The sequence below is a fragment of the Acinetobacter sp. GN11 genome (assembly GCF_054823985.1).
On the sequence record NZ_JRVL01000133.1, the window covers coordinates 1 to 16,587 of the forward strand.

14 protein-coding genes are annotated in these 16,587 nt (G+C 39.3%); 11 read left to right on the forward strand and 3 right to left on the reverse strand.

Annotated elements, in window-relative coordinates:
- The 4 genes from NL42_RS12160 to NL42_RS12175 form a co-directional block, all read left to right on the forward strand.
- The coding region (locus NL42_RS12160) for an FAD-dependent oxidoreductase (RefSeq protein ID WP_461312937.1) at nucleotides 1–1,886 on the forward strand (1,886 nt) is incomplete at its 5' end.
- Nucleotides 1,876–2,208, forward strand: coding sequence for an NIPSNAP family protein (locus NL42_RS12165; protein ID WP_005305836.1), 333 nt, complete (start codon nucleotides 1,876–1,878; stop codon nucleotides 2,206–2,208). The genes NL42_RS12160 and NL42_RS12165, both read left to right, overlap by 11 nt.
- Before the next feature lie 87 nt (nucleotides 2,209–2,295).
- The gene (locus tag NL42_RS12170) at nucleotides 2,296–3,648 is read left to right on the forward strand and encodes an MFS transporter (protein ID WP_461312938.1); all 1,353 of its coding nucleotides are present in this window, start codon (nucleotides 2,296–2,298) and stop codon (nucleotides 3,646–3,648) included.
- Nucleotides 3,649–3,859: 211 nt separating this feature from the next.
- Entirely contained in the window at nucleotides 3,860–5,194 is a 1,335-nt protein-coding gene (locus NL42_RS12175; RefSeq protein ID WP_461312948.1) for a carbohydrate porin, read from the forward strand.
- A gap of 38 nt (nucleotides 5,195–5,232) precedes the next feature.
- Here NL42_RS12175 and NL42_RS12180 read toward each other — a convergent pair whose 3' ends face one another.
- A complete protein-coding gene (locus NL42_RS12180) occupies nucleotides 5,233–5,850 on the reverse strand; it encodes a TetR/AcrR family transcriptional regulator (protein ID WP_461312939.1) in 618 nt (205 codons plus the stop codon).
- Nucleotides 5,851–5,951: 101 nt separating this feature from the next.
- Between NL42_RS12180 and NL42_RS12185 the strand changes: the two genes are divergently transcribed.
- Nucleotides 5,952–7,160 carry an MFS transporter gene (locus tag NL42_RS12185; RefSeq protein ID WP_461312940.1) on the forward strand — a complete coding sequence of 403 codons (1,209 nt, stop codon included), beginning with the start codon at nucleotides 5,952–5,954 and terminating at the stop codon, nucleotides 7,158–7,160.
- Between the two features lie 87 nt (nucleotides 7,161–7,247).
- Here the strand turns inward: NL42_RS12185 and NL42_RS12190 are convergent, their stop codons facing one another.
- On the reverse strand, nucleotides 7,248–8,018 hold the full coding sequence (locus NL42_RS12190) for an IclR family transcriptional regulator (RefSeq protein WP_252612922.1): 771 nt from the start codon (nucleotides 8,016–8,018) through the stop codon (nucleotides 7,248–7,250).
- A gap of 209 nt (nucleotides 8,019–8,227) precedes the next feature.
- Here NL42_RS12190 and NL42_RS12195 point away from each other — a divergent pair, with 209 nt between their 5' ends.
- Genes NL42_RS12195 through NL42_RS12220 form a run of 6 tightly spaced genes read left to right on the forward strand, consistent with a single transcriptional unit; the run spans nucleotide 8,228 to nucleotide 15,397 of the window.
- Complete coding sequence (locus NL42_RS12195) at nucleotides 8,228–9,583, forward strand: MFS transporter (protein WP_461312941.1); 1,356 nt, start codon at nucleotides 8,228–8,230, stop codon at nucleotides 9,581–9,583.
- Nucleotides 9,584–9,620: 37 nt separating this feature from the next.
- Nucleotides 9,621–10,436, forward strand: a complete 816-nt coding sequence (locus NL42_RS12200) for a shikimate dehydrogenase family protein (protein ID WP_461312942.1) — start codon at nucleotides 9,621–9,623, stop codon at nucleotides 10,434–10,436.
- Nucleotides 10,426–11,253 carry a sugar phosphate isomerase/epimerase family protein gene (locus tag NL42_RS12205; protein WP_461312943.1) on the forward strand — a complete coding sequence of 276 codons (828 nt, stop codon included), beginning with the start codon at nucleotides 10,426–10,428 and terminating at the stop codon, nucleotides 11,251–11,253. The genes NL42_RS12200 and NL42_RS12205 overlap by 11 nt, the downstream gene beginning before the upstream one ends.
- A gap of 5 nt (nucleotides 11,254–11,258) precedes the next feature.
- Nucleotides 11,259–13,034: an FAD-dependent oxidoreductase gene (locus NL42_RS12210; RefSeq protein WP_461312944.1), complete on the forward strand. Its 1,776-nt coding sequence runs from the start codon at nucleotides 11,259–11,261 to the stop codon at nucleotides 13,032–13,034.
- Between the two features lie 12 nt (nucleotides 13,035–13,046).
- A complete protein-coding gene (locus tag NL42_RS12215; protein WP_461312945.1) occupies nucleotides 13,047–14,783 on the forward strand; it encodes an FAD-dependent oxidoreductase in 1,737 nt (578 codons plus the stop codon).
- On the forward strand, nucleotides 14,780–15,397 hold the full coding sequence (locus NL42_RS12220) for an NIPSNAP family protein (RefSeq protein WP_461312946.1): 618 nt from the start codon (nucleotides 14,780–14,782) through the stop codon (nucleotides 15,395–15,397). The genes NL42_RS12215 and NL42_RS12220 overlap by 4 nt, the downstream gene beginning before the upstream one ends.
- Nucleotides 15,398–15,527: 130 nt before the next feature.
- Here the strand turns inward: NL42_RS12220 and NL42_RS12225 are convergent, their stop codons facing one another.
- Nucleotides 15,528–16,424 (reverse strand): acetoacetate decarboxylase, encoded by an 897-nt coding sequence (locus tag NL42_RS12225; RefSeq protein WP_461312947.1) that lies wholly within the window; start codon nucleotides 16,422–16,424, stop codon nucleotides 15,528–15,530.
- Nucleotides 16,425–16,587 lie beyond the last annotated feature (163 nt).

A 16,587-nucleotide genomic window follows, 5' to 3' on the forward strand; every position in this document is an offset into this window, starting at 1 on the left:
GTTTAATAAAAAGAAAAGCGTTCGATACAACACTATCAGGATGGTGTAGCCAGCTATTTCAGGCAAGTGAACGCATGGATCTGTCGCAAGGAGTGACAACAATGAATACCAAATTACCTCAACAGCTTGAATGCGATTTGGTTGTGGTGGGTGCAGGGGCAGGCGGTTTGTCGACTGCGATTACTGCTAAGAAAAAAGGCTTAAATGTTATTGTCCTTGAAAAAGATGATGTGTTCGGAGGTACAACAGCTTTTTCTGGTGGAGTACTATGGGTTCCAGGAAACCATCATGCAAAACAAAATGGTATACAAGATAGCCGTGAAGCAGCATTGACCTATTTAAAGCATGAAACCAAAGAATTTTTTAATGCTGAGGCTGTAAACGCATTTCTGGATTATGCACCTGAAATGCTAAATTTTTTCGAACAATACACCTCGGTTAAATTTATCCCGACACTTTATCCCGACTATCATCCAGATGCTCCGGGTGGGGTTGATATTGGTCGCTCTGTACTAGCTGCCCCTTATGATATTCGTGGTTTGGGCGAAAATATGAAGCGCCTACGCCCACCTCTTAAAACGATTACCTTTATTGGCATGATGTTTAATTCATCTAATGCAGATTTAAAGCACTTTTTTAATGCCACTAAATCGTTTACTTCATTTATCTATGTGGCAAAGCGATTAGCTATTCATTTAAAAGAACTGGCTGTCTATGGTCGCGGTACCAATGTGACAAGTGGTAATGCTTTGGCTGCACGTTTGGCTAAATCTGCATTTGATTTAGATATTCCCATCTATACAGAAGCTGAAGTTAAGCAGTTAAATTTTGAAAATGGCAAAGTTGTTGGCGTACAAGTTAAACAACAAGATCAGCACTGCCAGATTAAATCTAAAAACGGAATCGTGCTGGCATGTGGTGGTTTTTCACATGATATTGAACGACTCAAACAAGTTTACGCGCACCTGAAACATGGTGGTGAACACATCTCACCTGTGCCAAAGACTAATACAGGAGATGGTTGTCGCCTTGCAGAATCGGTTGGTGGTGTAGTGGATATTCAATATGCGGATTCTGCTGCATGGATGCCTGTGTCAAAAGTCCCTTATACAGATGGCTACGGCGTGTTCCCACATTTATTAGACCGTTATAAGCCTGGAATTATTGGTGTACTTAAAAACGGGAAACGTTTTACCAATGAATCAAACTCTTATCATGATGTAGGTGCAGATTTATTTAGGGCTTGTGAGGAGTTTGATGAAACAGCCATGTGGTTGATCTGCGATCATAAAACGATTAGCAAATACGGTTTAGGTTATGCCAAACCCGCCCCAATGCCACTTTCATCTTTAATTAAAAAAGGCTATCTCTTTAAAGGTAATAGTTTAAAAGAACTGGCACAGCAGGTGGGAATTAATGCTGAGCAGTTGGCTAAAACAGTACAGCGTTATAACGAAGGGGCTGTGAAAGGCCAGGATCCAGAATTCCACCGTGGTTCTACTTCGTTTAACCGATATTTGGCCGATCCAGATCACAAACCAAATCCATGTGTAGCACCAATTGAGCAAGGTCCATTTTATGCTGTGAAGGTGTTTATGGGCGATTTAGGAACATTTGATGGAATCAGAACAGCCGTTACTGGTGAAGTTTTAAATCAGTTTCATCAACCCATTCAAGGTTTATACGCAGTAGGTAATGACCGTGCGAGTATTATGGGTGGAAACTATCCAGGTGCAGGAATTACTTTAGGGCCAATCATGACTTTTGGTTATATCACAGGATCACATATTGCTGATTTAGCTAAAGGAGGGAGCGGTTTTATATCATCTAAAAATTCTAAATCTGCCAACTCTCAATCTGTTAAGGAGACTTTTCATGTTTCATAAACCGATTGTTGATCACCGTATTTACAATATTACACCACGATGCATGCCTAGATTTCTTGAGGTATTCGATCAGCTGGCGATGCCTATTTTGAAAAAGCACTTGGGCGAGCCACTTGGTTTTTATATTAGTAATATCGGTACGTTAAATCAGGTCGTACATTTGTGGGGTTATGACAGTCTGGATGACTATGAAAAGCGTAGTTTTGCCCGAGATACAGATCCTGACTTCCAAGTTTATTTGAAAGCATCTGAAGGTTTAGTGACGTCACAGGTGAATCAAATTTTAAGGCCAGTGAACTTAGCTTCATTAATTAAGCCTTAAACAGCAGTTTATTTAAAAATTCCCTTAAGGAACGGTGTTTTGAGAAAAACACCGAGGGAAACTTCGTGCTTTTATAAGGAGAAACTCATGAGCACAAGTCAAATACAAAGGAAAGATGTAAAAAGCATATTAAATGAAAATAAGATGGGTGGTTTACAAAAGCTCATTCTATTTTTTTGCTTTGCTATTATTGCCCTAGATGGTCTGGATGTAGTAGTCATGGGATTGATTGCTCCTCAGATTATTCAGGAGTGGGGCATTAGTGCACAAGAGTTAGCACCAGTTTTAAGTGCAGCATTGATTGGATTAGCAATAGGTGCCTTAGTTTCTGGACCTTTATCAGATAAATTTGGCCGAAAACCAGTGCTAATTTTAAGTGTACTTGGCTTTGGTATTTTTACATTGCTGACAGCTTTTTCAACTGACATCACACATCTCTTAATTTATCGCTTTCTTACTGGAATAGGTGCAGGTGCTGCTGCTCCCAATGCAGCGACTTTAGTTTCAGAATATGCAGCAGATCATCGCCGTTCATTTTCAGTGACTGTTGCCTACTGTGGCTTTTCTCTGGGCGCTGCAGCAGGTGGTTTTTTAGCAGCATGGATGATTCCTGAGTTTGGCTGGCGTAGTATGTTGATATTAGGCGGCGTACTGCCTTTGATTTTGGTACCATTTTTATATTGGAAAATGCCTGAATCAATTACCTATCTAGTCAAGCAATCGTACTCACAAGATAAAATCAAAGCGATTTTAAAACGCTTATTTCCACAATCTTCTTTTTTAAATCAAGAAATTTATCTGAATGAAGTAAAAACTGAGAAATCTGGCCTAGGTCTAATTTTATCTAGTAAATATCGCTATGGCACGATTATGCTCTGGATCAGTTATTTCATGGCATTATTTTTAATCTATCTATGCAGTAGCTGGTTGCCAACCTTAATTAAGTCGAATCAATTTACCATTTCTCAAGCTGCCATTGTGACCTCATTCTTTCAAATTGGTGGTCCTGTTGGAAGTATTACTCTTGGTTGGTGTATGGATCATTATCGTCCGCGTTTGGTTCTTTTTATTGCCATGTTAATTGGCGCACTTGCAACCTTTGGGTTAGGGCATTTTGGTCATGATATGGTGCTTATGTGTGTTTTTGCATGGATTCTTGGTTTTACCTTTAATGGTGGGGCCGTTGGTTTGAGTGCTTTAGCGACTGGATATTATCCGACTTCTTCTCGCGCAACCGGAGCAAGCTGGATGAATGGTATTGGGCGCTTTGGTGCAATTTTAAGTGCATTTGCTGGAGCTGCGATGATCAGTTCAGGTATGCCATTTTCTATGATGTTCTCATTGTTAATGATTCCTGCTGTACTTTCAGGGGTTGCTGTTTTAATTCAGGGTATTAAAACGAAACAGTCTGTTGTGCAAACTAAAACACAGTTGAGTTAAATCAGTAATAAAGCAAGTTGATTAACAATTTTAAAATCTATCTTTGCTTATTAAATATTTTCTATGGCTTTGAATTAGCTTGATCAGCATGCTGATCAGGTAGGGATAAATACACTTAAAAAATGTATAGCAGTTGATTCAGCTGAAATAATTCAAGGCTTTATGTTCATAATAAACAATATGCTAAGGAACAGCATTAATGAAATTTTCTATGACTTCGCTTGCGATGATTTCAACTTTTACATTAGCAAGTAGTGCGCTATTCGCATTCGATCCTTTAGCTCAGGATCAAAAATGGATATTGGGCGATTGGAACGGAAAACGGACTCAACTCGAACAGCAAGGTTATCAATTTACTGCCGCTTTTCAAAATGAAAGTGCCCTTAATTTGAGTGGGGGTTATGGCGATTCATCACGGCTATTTAATGCAAACCAATGGACATTTGGTACACGTCTAGATTTAGAAAAAATCGCAGGTTGGAAAGATACTCAAGCACAGTTGAGCATAACTAAACGAGACGGGCAGTCACTTTCTACTGATCGGATTAGTGATCCTAGAGCGCCGCAATTTAGTAGTGCTCAAGAGATTTATGGTCGTGGACAATGGTGGCGTTTAACCAGTGCATGGGTTAAAAAAGGATTTTTGAATAATGATCTACAAATTAAGGTAGGTCGTATGGGGCTTTCAGATGATTTTAATGCATCGCATTGTGAGTTTCAGAACTTAATGTTATGCGGAGGTCAGTTAGGTAAAACAGTAGGAGATATTTGGTTTAATAGTCCTGTAAGCCAATGGGGAATTAACGCCAAATATCAAGTTTTACCTTCACTCTGGTTTGGAACAGGGATTTATGAGGTCAATCCTGAAAATGCCTTAGAGCAACATGGTTTTAATTTGGATATGGATCAACGTAAAGGTATTTTAATTCCTGTGGAACTATCTTGGAAACCCAATCTAGCATTTTTCGATGGCTTAAGTGGTGAATATAAAGTCGGTGCATTTTTGTCAACGGCAGATGCACGTAATGTTAGTACAGATGAAAAAGGTAATATTGAGCCAAATGCAGCAGATCGGAAATGGCAAAACAATAAGCATAGTGTTTGGCTTAATGCGCAACAACAGGTTTTTGCGCCTGCGGACGACCCTAAGCAGGGTTTATTTATTTCAGCAAACTTTACTTTTAATGATAAATCTACAACTGTTGTTGAAAGCACACAGCAACTAGCACTTTGGTATAAGGGCATATTCGAGCATCGACCAAATGATACTATTGGTTTAGGTCTGGCACGTTTTGATGTGAATGATCGTGTACGAGAGCGCCAAAATGCATCTAACCAATTGCTGGGGTTAACCGAAGCTGACTATGCAAATCCGAAATATACACCGATTCAGCATGACGAATTGAATATTGAACTGAACTATAACTTTCAATGGTCACCTAGTATTGCTTTACGACCAAATATTCAATATGTGCATCAAGCTGGTGGTGTGAAACAAGTGGATGAGGCTTGGGTCGCAGGTATGACCATGAAACTTAATTTTTAAATATTTATGAATAAAAAGGCAAACAGAGGTTTGCCTTTTTATTTTCCAAACAAGATTTTTAGATTTTCTTGAAAAAGCGTTTCAAGTGATAAAACTTCATTTGGATTCAGGATGCCATTGTGAATCATACCCATCCACATAGGGCTCACAATAAGCAATGCAAATTGCTGTGGGGAAATAGTGGCTGATAATTCTCCACGTTGAATCGCTAAACTGGTTAATTGCTCAAGCTCATACTGAATAGGTAAAAAAATCTTATTTACGTAAGTTTGACGAATATGCGGAAAATTATTTCCTTCACGTAAAATTAAGAGTGCCATATCTGCACGACCAGTCGATTCGAGAGTTAAAACGCTGGGAATAATCTTTTTACAAATAAAGTCGTAAACGGTTTCATCCTGCGTGATTTCAGAGGCGCGAATAGGACGAAATGAATCGTTGATGAGGGCATCAATTACTGCTTCAAATAGCTGGTCTTTAGTTTCAAAATAAGAATAAATTGTACCTTTGCCTAATTCAGCATGTTTAGCAATATCTGAAATTTTTGCTCTTGCAAAACCCACTTCAATAAAATGTTGTAGAGCAGAGTCAATAATTTTCTTTTTAGTTTCTTGCGTTTTTTCTAGACTTGGGCCGCGTGTTTTAGATTTTATCATGTTGAACTAGATTTCATTATTACCAAGATTATTCTAACATAAATTGACCTGTTGGTCATATTTGAATTAAAATCGACTTAAAAGTCACTTTTGGTTGAATTATGCAGACACCAAAGTCCAGTGTTCAATATTGTATTATTAGTTTTGCATTGTGCCTTGCTGCTTTAAGCACAGCTTTGGCAAGTCCTCTATATGCAATCTATGAACAAGAGTGGGGCGTTTCAACGTCTCAAATAGGTTATATCTTCATTTCCTATATGTTAGGCGTAGTTTTTTCACTCCTGTTTTTAAATAAACTCAATGCAATTTATCACTATAAAAATGTGATTTTGGTCAGTCTAGCTTTAACCATTTTAGGTTTAATGTTGTCTGCATTGGCAAGTTCTGTTTGGTTACTGGGCTTTTCAAGGTTTCTGATTGGAATTGCTTCAGGACTTATTACTACCGCTGCAATGGTGGGACTCAAAGATCAATATCCGTTTCGTAATAAAGCATTAGCTGAAAAGCTTACTTCTATAATTACGGTCTTGGGTTTTGGTTTGGGGCCTTTGATGGGTGGTGTATTAGCTGATCATACCGTGCGACCTTTGGCTGATCCTTATTGGATTATTATCTTTTTTTCACTTCTCATATTTATCAGTGTTTTTTGGGTCAAACCCAGATTTAAAATTGAGAAAAAATATCAGTTAAATGAGTTATTAAAGTTACAAGGTTTAGCATTACCACAGATGGCTTCACGTAAAGTTTTCTGGGTCTGTAGTGTGGCTGCACTTTGTAGTTTCGGGGCCTTCAGCTTATATGCAGCTCTGGCTGGGACTTTTATTAAAGAATTACCGATTAAATCATCAGCCACCTTAACAGGTGTATCGATTTCAATCATTTTATTTGTGTCAGTACTGAGTCAATTATTTTGTAAATCGTTTAAAGAATTGCATGTGTTGTATGCAGGGCTATTCGCTTTATTGCTTGGAACCATTAGTTTGGTAATGGCAGAAATCGAACACATAGTTTGGTTTTTATTGATCAGTATTTTGCTGACGGGTATGGGACATGGTTTTACCTTAAGTGCTGTCTACCACTTTATTGGCAATATGATGGATCGGGAAAAAAATCCGCTGATCTTTTCTAGTTATTTGTTTATTGCTTATCAAGGTACGATCTGGCCTGTCATCCTTTCCAGTTATTTTATTGAATATTTCGGGGTGGTCATCACATTAGGGCTGATTGCAGCATTATTAATGGTGACTATCGTTTGGTTGATGCATCAACTTAAATTTAAGGTGGGGCCTATATTAGCTTGTCATAAATAACGATTGATCAATTTTTGGAACTTAAAATATGTTTAAAGGGAATTTAGGCAATCGAAATATGATTTTGATTGCCTTAGAGGCTAAAAATTAGATATGGATTAAATTGATGATGGAAGCAATTTTCTCTGAAGTGACCATGAGTGCTGGCGCTAGCTCTTCAATACGTTTAGGACTTAAACGTACAGAAGGCCCTGCAATACTGACTGTGCCAAAAGGCTCACCTGTCTGTGGATTGAGAATGATTTTAGCCATAGCAGACATGCCTAGCTCATAGGTGTCACTAATCACACCATAACCTCGCTCTCTAGAAGCCTTAATCATTTGCTCTAGTTCTGTAAGGTCTTTTGGTGAGTTTGGTCCAAAGTTCTTGGCTTTATCGAAACCTTCACGTTCCACAATTCGGGAAAAGTCATTTTGATCAAGAGTAGATAAATACGCTAAACCACAAGCTGAAGCAGGTAAATAGGCCACGTTGCCAGAGTCAGGATCATATTTTAGACCTGATTTGGCTCCTTGAGCTTTACCAATCCAGATAATTTTTTCGTCTTCGATTAAACCGAGGCGAACCAGTTCAGAAGAAGTTTCTGCCAATTCATCAAGATAGGGTTGAAATGTTTCGGTAATCGAGCGCGATGATAGAAAACTCAAACCCATTGAGGCAATTTTAAGAGTGAGCTTGTAGTGCTGCGTGATTTCATCTTGATAGATATATCCCATGTCTTTCATCGCAGTCAGAATGCGATGCATTGCAGACTTTGGGATATCAAGATCAACAGAAAGCTGACTAAGTGCACATCCATCCACTTCTTTTAATAGTGCTTCGAGGATGAGCAAAGAACGATCGGTATTGCTGAGCATAAAAATCCTAATATTATTTTCTGGAACAGTGTTCCAAAAAAATTAAAAACAGATTATAGTTGTTTTAGATTCTATCTCAAATGCCGTACAGATGAATCATTCAGATAAGGAGTTTCCTAATTATTCAGCTTTTGGGAATAAGTAGGGAGCAAAACTGAATAAGCGATGGAAAACGCATATTTGCTGATAAACACTAATGGAGTAAGTGTATGACTCAACAGGTAAATTTAAGGGAGTTTATTGATGAAAATCGCATATCCCCAATACAAAAACTAGTCATCTTTTTATGTTTAATGATTGTCGTTGTTGATGGTATTGATATATCAATCATGGGATTTGTGGCTCCCGTCATTAAGCAGCAATGGGGAATTACTACAACTGATCTTGCACCCGTAATGAGTGCAGCTTTAATTGGTTTAGCTGTAGGCGCAGTGATTTCAGGACCTTTGGCAGACAAGTTCGGACGTAAAAAACTACTCATTATTAACTTAATTGGTTTTGGCGTATTTACTTTATGTGCAGCAGTTTCTAGCAATGTGACAGAACTGATGATGTTCCGTTTTATTGCTGGTTTATTTATGGGAGGAGTAATGCCGCAAGCTGTTACGCTGGTAACGGATTACTCTCCTATGAGAATGAATGGCCGTATGGTTACCATCATTTTAAGTGGATTCACAATTGGTGCTGCTATTGGAGGTTTTTTGGCTGCTTGGGTGATTCCACATTTTAACTGGCATGCCATGATGATTATTGGTGGAGTCCTACCACTTATTTTAGCCGTTATCGCAGCATTTAAATTACCCGAATCTATTGGTTATAAAGTCCTTAAAGAACATCCGAAAGCAGAGATTGATGCCATTATCCATAAAATGGCACCAGATTTTGATACAGCTAACACTGTTTTTGTTTTACCTAAAGCAAAAACTAATACTGTTGATAATCCAGTAAAAGCAGTCCTGAGTCCTTTTTATTTCTTAGGCAGCTTTTTGCTCTGGTGGAGCTACGCATCTGGTTTGTTTGTGGTGTATTTACTTGGAAGTTGGTTACCAATGATGAGCCATGAATTTGGTTTCAGCATTAGTGAAGCTTCAATTATCACTGCGATTTACCAGTTAGGTGGTCCTATTGGCTGTATCGCCTGCGGTTATTTAATGGATAAGTTCAATCCACACCTAGGTTTGGTGATTGCATATGTATTAGCAATTGGCTTCATGTTCTTTCTAGGTGCGGTGGGTCATAACTTTGTAATGTATAGCATGATGTGTTTCTTCATCGGCATGTGGATGAATGGTGCGAATGCGGGTCTTAACAGTGTATCAAGTTCATTCTATCCAGTTTTTGCTCGCGCAACAGGAAACAGTTGGATGCATGGGATAGGCCGATTAGGCGCAGTTGCCAGTGCATTTGCCGGAGCATATTTTCTAAGCCTAGGATGGGCCACAAGCAAAATTTTCCTTGTGCTTTGCTTACCAACCACCGGCATGGTCGTAGCATTAATTATTATGAAACTGGTTTATTCGCCAACAAAGATACGTCAGCACGAACTTAAAAAAGTTCAAATCTAAAATTTTCTAACCCATAGATTTTTAAGGAGATTGAATAATGGATATTCAATTGAATGGATCAACTCGTCTTTATTTTGTGGTCGGACATCCGATTGTACAGGTCAAATCACCTGAGGGTGTAACGATGGAGCTGCTTAAAAAGGATTTAAATGCGATTGTTATACCTGCTGATGTAACACCAGAACACTTCCCAAATTTTGTTCAGCAAAATTTGTATTTAAATAATAGTGACGGCTTGATTGTCACGGTGCCTCATAAAATTTCGGCTTTGAATTGCTGCCAAAAATTAACTTCACGTGCACAGTTTATTGGGGCGGTAAATACGATTCGCCGCTGTAAAGAAGGGTGGGAAGGAGACATGCTTGATGGTAAAGGCATGGTACAAGCGATACGAAATAAGTTAATCGAGCTAAAAGATAAACGTGCCATTTTGGCGGGAGCTGGTGGAGCAGGTAAAGCGATTGCTTATGAATTACTTCTTGCTGAGGTAGCAGAGTTAGCAATTTTTGATGTAGATCAAATGCGTCAAACACAATTAGTTGAACAACTTCAACAGCTAGGTAAAGGAAAAGTTGTTGCACATAACAATGATCCAACAGGATTCGACGTTGTGGTCAATGCGACACCTATGGGAATGAATGGCGATCCTTCAGCAGCTTTTCAATTAGAAAAAATAACTGAACAAATGTCAGTTGCAGATGTAGTGACTAGCCCTGAAAACACACCATTTATTCAGCATGCGTCGACTTTGGGATGTAACGCAGTCAAAGGAACAGACATGTTCATTGAGGTTCGTGACTTAATGATTGCTTATTTACTTGAGAAAGAACAGGAGCAACAAGATGTCGCGTGAATATTCACTTTCATTTTTGACAGTTGCAGATGTGAGTCCTGTTGAAGCAGTCAAAATTGCAGCAAAGTGTGGTTATGCAGCGGTGGGCTTACGCCTGCTGCCTGCAGCACCGAACGAAGCAGATTATCCAATTTTAAATGATAGCAAGCTGATTAAGGAAACTAGGGCTGCTTTGGATGACACGGGTGTTCGTATCGCTGATGTTGAAATTGTACGAATTACTTCCGACTTTGAACCAAATAAATATTTGCAGTTTTTTAATACCGCAGAGCAGCTTGGTGCTAGGCATATTCTAGTTGCAGGAAATGACCCTGAGCAATCACGACTGACACATCACTTTGCACAATTGTGTGAATTAAGCAAACAGTTTGGCTTGAGTTGTGACCTAGAGTTCATGCCATGGACCAATGTGAAAAATTTGGCGCAGGCTGAATATATCGTGAATCAATCAGGGCAAGAAAATGCTGCTATTTTAATTGATGCATTACATTTTGACCGATCAGATTCAACACTTGAGCAAATCAAAGCACTCAATCCAAAGCAATTGAACTATGTTCAGCTTTGCGATGGTTTTGCTGAATATGATCCAAGTGATGAAGGCTTAATTAAGATTGCACGTTCTAATCGATTAGTGCCAGGGCAAGGCGAAATTGATCTTGTAGGATTAATTCGTGCTTTGCCCAAAGAAATTATGTTAGCTGCAGAAGTCCCAAATTTGGTACTAGGTGAACGTCCAGCTCTTGAACGTGCTGAAATTAATTTACAAGCAATGAAGCAGCTCGTTGCACTTGCTCAATTGGGCACTGTTACGGGGTAAGAAGTATGAACGCAAAAACCCAACAACCATTTCAGATGACTCCGATGCCAATTCGTGAATGCTACGAATGTGATGTTTTAGTCATTGGTTCAGGTGCAGGTGGGCTTTCAAGCGCCGTGACCGCAGCACATGAAGGATTAAATGTCATTGTCGCAGAGAAAGCATCAGTATTTGGTGGAACAACTGCTGTATCGGGAGGGTGGTTATGGATTCCTAATACACCTCATGCTGAACGTGAAGGACAAGCGGAACCGATTGATATACCAAAGCTGTATTTAAAAAATATTTTGGGTGAAAAGTATGATGAAACCAAAATTCATACTTATTTAACTCAAGCACCCAAAATGGTGGAATTTTTCGAAGCCAAAACTGAGGTTAAATTTAATATTGGTGCGGCGGTACCTGACTTTTTCAATATTGAAGGTGCTAGGGTTGGGTGGCGTTCGATAGTTGCTTCACCTTACGATGGTCGTTTGCTTGGTCAGAAACTAAATATCCTACGTCCACCAATTCCTGAAACTACGCTGTGGGGAATGGGTATTGCATCAGGCACAGATATGAAACACTTCATTAATACTTTTAGTGCAATTCCATCCTTTGTCTATGCGACCAAACGCGTGTTACGGCATTTCTTTGACTTAATTTTCACTAAGCGCTCAACTCAAATTGTGAATGGTAATGCTTTGGTGGCTCGACTACTCAAATCTGCATTCGATTACAAAGTACAACTATTAGCAAATCATGCCATGACTGAATTAGTTGAAGAAAATGGTCGAGTGATTGGAGCATTATTTAAAACACCAGCTGGCATCGTCAAGATAATAGCAAAACATGGCGTGGTATTAGCGACAGGCGGTTTTCCGCATGATGAAAAACGTAAACAAGTTTTATTCAAACATGTGAGTGAAGGAACTCCTCATCATTCAGCTGCTCCTGAAACAAATATAGGTGATGGCTTAATTGCAGCAGAGGCAATAGGCGCAACTGTTGACCAAACTTTGCCGTGGTCTGGCGCATGGGCACCTGTTTCATTAATTCCGCGTTTAGATGGAACTTTAGGTCGTTTTCCACATTTGGTTGAGCGAGGTAAACCGGGATTAATTGCAGTTTTAAAAAATGGCTGTCGGTTCACGAATGAAGGGGATTCCTATCCATTATTTATTAAAGATTTATTCAAGCATACACCGCAAGGCGAACAAGCACATTGCTGGCTGATTTGTGACCATAAATTTATTCGCCGTTATGGTCTAGGTGCTGTTAAACCTTTTCCAATTTCTCTAAAGCCTTGGCTGGACAACGGTTATTTAAAACAAGGACACAGTGTTCAAGAGTTGGCTGTGGCATGCGGTATAGATCCAGTTCAGTTTTTAAAAACAGTTGAGCAGTACAACCAATATGCCTATTTAGGCCAAGACCCCGAGTTCCAACGTGGTACCACCCCTTATCAAAAAGCACAGGGTGATGCCGATCATCGTCCGAACCCATGTATTGCCCCGATTGAAAATGGACCATTTTATGCAGTTGAAGTGGTGCCAGGAAGTTTAGGGACATTTGCAGGGCTGGTTACAGATGAATATGCCCATGTACTCAATAAAGCAGGGCAACCAATTAATGGATTATTTGCGGCTGGAAATGATCTCAATAGCATCATGGGTGGTCAATATCCAAGTGGTGGAATTACCTTGGGTCCAGCCATGACATTTGGTTATCTTGCTGCAAAAAAAATTGCTGAACAAGTTAGAACTGAAACAGTAGCGTTCATGCCACATAAGCAAGACTAAGGAGAATTGAACATGGATAAAGAAGTTGATTTATTGGTTATTGGCGGTGGGGCAGCAGGCATGTCCGCAGCACTTTTTGCCAAGCTTAATGGATTAGATGTCTTACTTTGCGAAAAGGCTTCACAAGTAGGTGGCACTTCAGCAACATCAGGTGGAACGATTTGGGCACCAGGCTCACATTTAAGTGTTCAAGCAGGTGTTCCTGATGATATTGAGCAAGCTCGAATTTTTCTTAAATCTGTCGTTGGTGAACGTGGTGGTGAAGAACTTCGTGAAGCATTTCTAGCTTCTTGTGCAGATATGGTTCGTGATTTAGATGAGAAAACTACAGTTAAGCTTAATGCTTGTTTAGCACACCCCGATTATGTGAAAAACCAACCAGGTGAAGCATTTGGTGGTCGTGCACTTGCGCCTGCTGAATTTGATGCAAGTGTTTTAGGTGCTGACTTTAAATATGTACGTCCTCCACGAGCGGAATTTATGGGTTTAGGCGGCATGATGGTCAATCGTACTGAATTAAATGCATTGTTAAATCCTATACAAAGCTTTCAGAACTTTATGACTACCTTAAAAGTGGTGGTGCCTTATTTTCTGTCACGTCTCCGTTTTAATCGGGGTACACGGCTTGTTATGGGTAATGCTTTGGTAGGTAGCTTATTTTATAACCTTAAACAAAAACATGTTCCTGTTTGGTTCAATGCACCACTGCAAGAGCTACTGGTCGAAAAAGGCAAAGTGGTGGGAGCCAAAATTGAAACCGAACAAGGTGTGAAAGTTGTTCGTGCCAGAAAGGGGGTAGTTTTAGCCACTGGTGGTGTGGGATGGAATATAAAGTTACGCCAACAATTGTTCCCAAAAGGTTTAATCGTAGACTCACTGTCACCTTACTCAAACACGGGCGATGGGCTTAGTAAAGCTATGGAAAAAGGTGCAAAACTTGACCCATCTGTGGATAGCAGTGTGCTGTATTTCCCATGCTCCATCCATGTTCATGCCAGCGGTTATAAAGCTATTTGGCCACACATTATTTTAGACCGGGCCAAACCAGGCGTGATAGCTGTCAATGATGATGGCAAACGCTTTGTCAATGAATCAGATTCGTACCACGACTTTTGTATGGCTCAGCTTAAAACAAATCAAGGTAAACCAAAAATTCAGTCTTACCTGATTTGCGACCAAACTGCGATTCAAAAATATGGGTTAGGTTTTGTTTTGCCAGGCGCAAAAAAACTCGATTACTACCTCAAAGCAAAATATTTATTCTCTGCAAATTCACTAGAAGAGCTTGCCCAAAAGGTTGGGATTAACGCTCAAGGATTGGTGAATACAGTTCAACGTTTTAATCACCTCGTTGAACAGGGTGTAGACACAGACTTTGGTAAAGGCAGTGGTGTGATGAATCGTTTTAACGGAGATCCTGAAGTCAAACCTAATCCATGCTTGGGCAAACTTGAGCAAGGTCCCTTTTACGCTTTACCTGTCATTCCAATGGACTGTGCGAGTAGTGGTGGATTAGCTGGCGATATTTATGGTCGAGTGCTTGATCAGAATAATCAGGTGATTACTGGACTATTTGCCTGCGGTAATGACCTATCTTCAATTTTTAAAGGAACATATCCAGGCCCAGGAACAACACTAGGGCCAGGGATGGTATTTGCTTGGCGAATTGCCCAATTTGCTGCAGGAAAACTAAATAAACAAGTGACTGAACAACCTACACAAATGACACAACCACGGAGAACCGCATGAAGCTTTATCAATTAATTAACATCACTATCAAAATGGGTACAACTGCAACTGTTGCAGCAGGTATTCAAAGTTTTTACCAAGATGAGACAGCTAAGGGTAAGTTACTTGGAGTATTTTTCTCTGATATAGGCGAGCTCAACCAAGTTGTTGTATTACGCAGCTATGCTTCACAACAAGAATTAGATGATGAAAATGCGCGTTTAGCAGCACAAGAAAACTTGTTTGGTGCATCTGAAAATATTATTAGATATTCAGTAGAAAATTTTGCTGGTTTTGACTTCTTACCAGAAGTTGAGGTGGGTGAATTTGGTCCTGTATATGAAATCCGTACTTATGAGTTGAAACATGGTGGTGTCCCTCATGTTCTCGATGCGTGGAAAAATGCAGTGCCGACTCGCACTCAATACTCAAAATTAACAATAGCGATGTATGCTCTTGATGGCACACCTCGTATTGTAAGTATTTGGCCATACGCGTCATTGAATGAGCGTTCGGAAATTCGTGCGAAATCAGTGGCAGATGGCATTTGGCCACCAAAAGGTGGTCCACAGTGGTTAACTCATGCAATGAAGTCAATGATTGCATTACCAACTTCAATATCGCCACTGAAATAAAATTTGGTAATAATGTATTGAAAACTAGCCTACTATTTAGGTAGTAGGCTTTAAAATATAGAAAATACAAGCAAGAAATAGGTTTATATATCTAGTTTAACTACTCTAATCATTATTGAATAAAGCATTACTAAATTTTAACTGGCAAATTAAGTACCACCTGAGCATCCTCAATAACATCTAAGCGTAGAATTTTTGAAGCACTTAATTCATTTAGCAATGTAGTTAAAGGCCCCTCATTTTTCTCGAGTTGAACATTCTTTGGAAAAAGCTTTTGCGCAAAAGAAAGAATGTTGGACTCAACTTCAGTTTGATGCCATTTACCATCAATAACATGTAACATGGTGGCTCTGTTGATATGTGTTTCAGAATCAACATGTTTTAAAGTCGGTACAGAGGTCTTTAATCTTAAATCCAATTTGCTATTAACATCAAAAATATCGGCTTGGACTTCTTTTGAGTTAATGTTGACGTCAATTTTAGTTAACCATTTTGGTAGCTGGTAACCATATACACCGCGCACTCTAGCGATTTCAGTATCAACAGGCAAAGCTAAAACATGCGCATAAAAATGACGTTGACGCATCGATTTCATTAACTCTACGATATGTGGCCCATGAGCATTAGGTTGGCGTATGACAATCGCAATCGATACTTCGTTATAAGGGTCATTGTCACAAACTGAATAGGTAAAGAATGTGACGGCGACCAAACCATAGCCCGGAAATGGTTGTAACGGCGTTAAAGCAGCGGGAAGTTTTGCTTTAATTTGCTTAATTGGAGCAAGCATTAACAGCTGAACATTTGCACTACGATAATAAAAGTTAGGTGCCCAGACAGGACCTACTCTCGATTCCACAATTTTTTTAGGAATATGACGGAAAAAGTCGATATTGCCAGCAGCTGGATCTTGAGCCACTTCATCTAGATCAGGATTCATTCTAAAGCGGTCATAATAACCACCTTTGGGTACTTTGACTTTTTGTTGCCCAAATTCAACCTCAGTAAATTGTTGTTTTATATTCATTGGAGTTCACCTATACATTAATTGACCGAGTAGCTACCGTGTCTTTATCAAGACGTATTAATTAATAGCCAATGTGGGCACTATAAGTTTAAAGCTAACTTTAAAGTCAAGGCTTTAATTTTGACATGTCAAATCTTTGACATTTAAAAGAAATAAAATAAAA

Coding starts and splice junctions, on each gene's coding strand:
- NL42_RS12165 (WP_005305836.1), top strand. CDS start 1,876: ATGTTTCATAAACCGATTGTTGATCACCGTATTTACAATATTACACCA.
- NL42_RS12170 (WP_461312938.1), top strand. CDS start 2,296: ATGAGCACAAGTCAAATACAAAGGAAAGATGTAAAAAGCATATTAAAT.
- NL42_RS12175 (WP_461312948.1), top strand. CDS start 3,860: ATGACTTCGCTTGCGATGATTTCAACTTTTACATTAGCAAGTAGTGCG.
- NL42_RS12180 (WP_461312939.1), bottom strand. CDS start 5,850: ATGATAAAATCTAAAACACGCGGCCCAAGTCTAGAAAAAACGCAAGAA.
- NL42_RS12185 (WP_461312940.1), top strand. CDS start 5,952: ATGCAGACACCAAAGTCCAGTGTTCAATATTGTATTATTAGTTTTGCA.
- NL42_RS12190 (WP_252612922.1), bottom strand. CDS start 8,018: ATGCTCAGCAATACCGATCGTTCTTTGCTCATCCTCGAAGCACTATTA.
- NL42_RS12195 (WP_461312941.1), top strand. CDS start 8,228: ATGACTCAACAGGTAAATTTAAGGGAGTTTATTGATGAAAATCGCATA.
- NL42_RS12200 (WP_461312942.1), top strand. CDS start 9,621: ATGGATATTCAATTGAATGGATCAACTCGTCTTTATTTTGTGGTCGGA.
- NL42_RS12205 (WP_461312943.1), top strand. CDS start 10,426: ATGTCGCGTGAATATTCACTTTCATTTTTGACAGTTGCAGATGTGAGT.
- NL42_RS12210 (WP_461312944.1), top strand. CDS start 11,259: ATGAACGCAAAAACCCAACAACCATTTCAGATGACTCCGATGCCAATT.
- NL42_RS12215 (WP_461312945.1), top strand. CDS start 13,047: ATGGATAAAGAAGTTGATTTATTGGTTATTGGCGGTGGGGCAGCAGGC.
- NL42_RS12220 (WP_461312946.1), top strand. CDS start 14,780: ATGAAGCTTTATCAATTAATTAACATCACTATCAAAATGGGTACAACT.
- NL42_RS12225 (WP_461312947.1), bottom strand. CDS start 16,424: ATGAATATAAAACAACAATTTACTGAGGTTGAATTTGGGCAACAAAAA.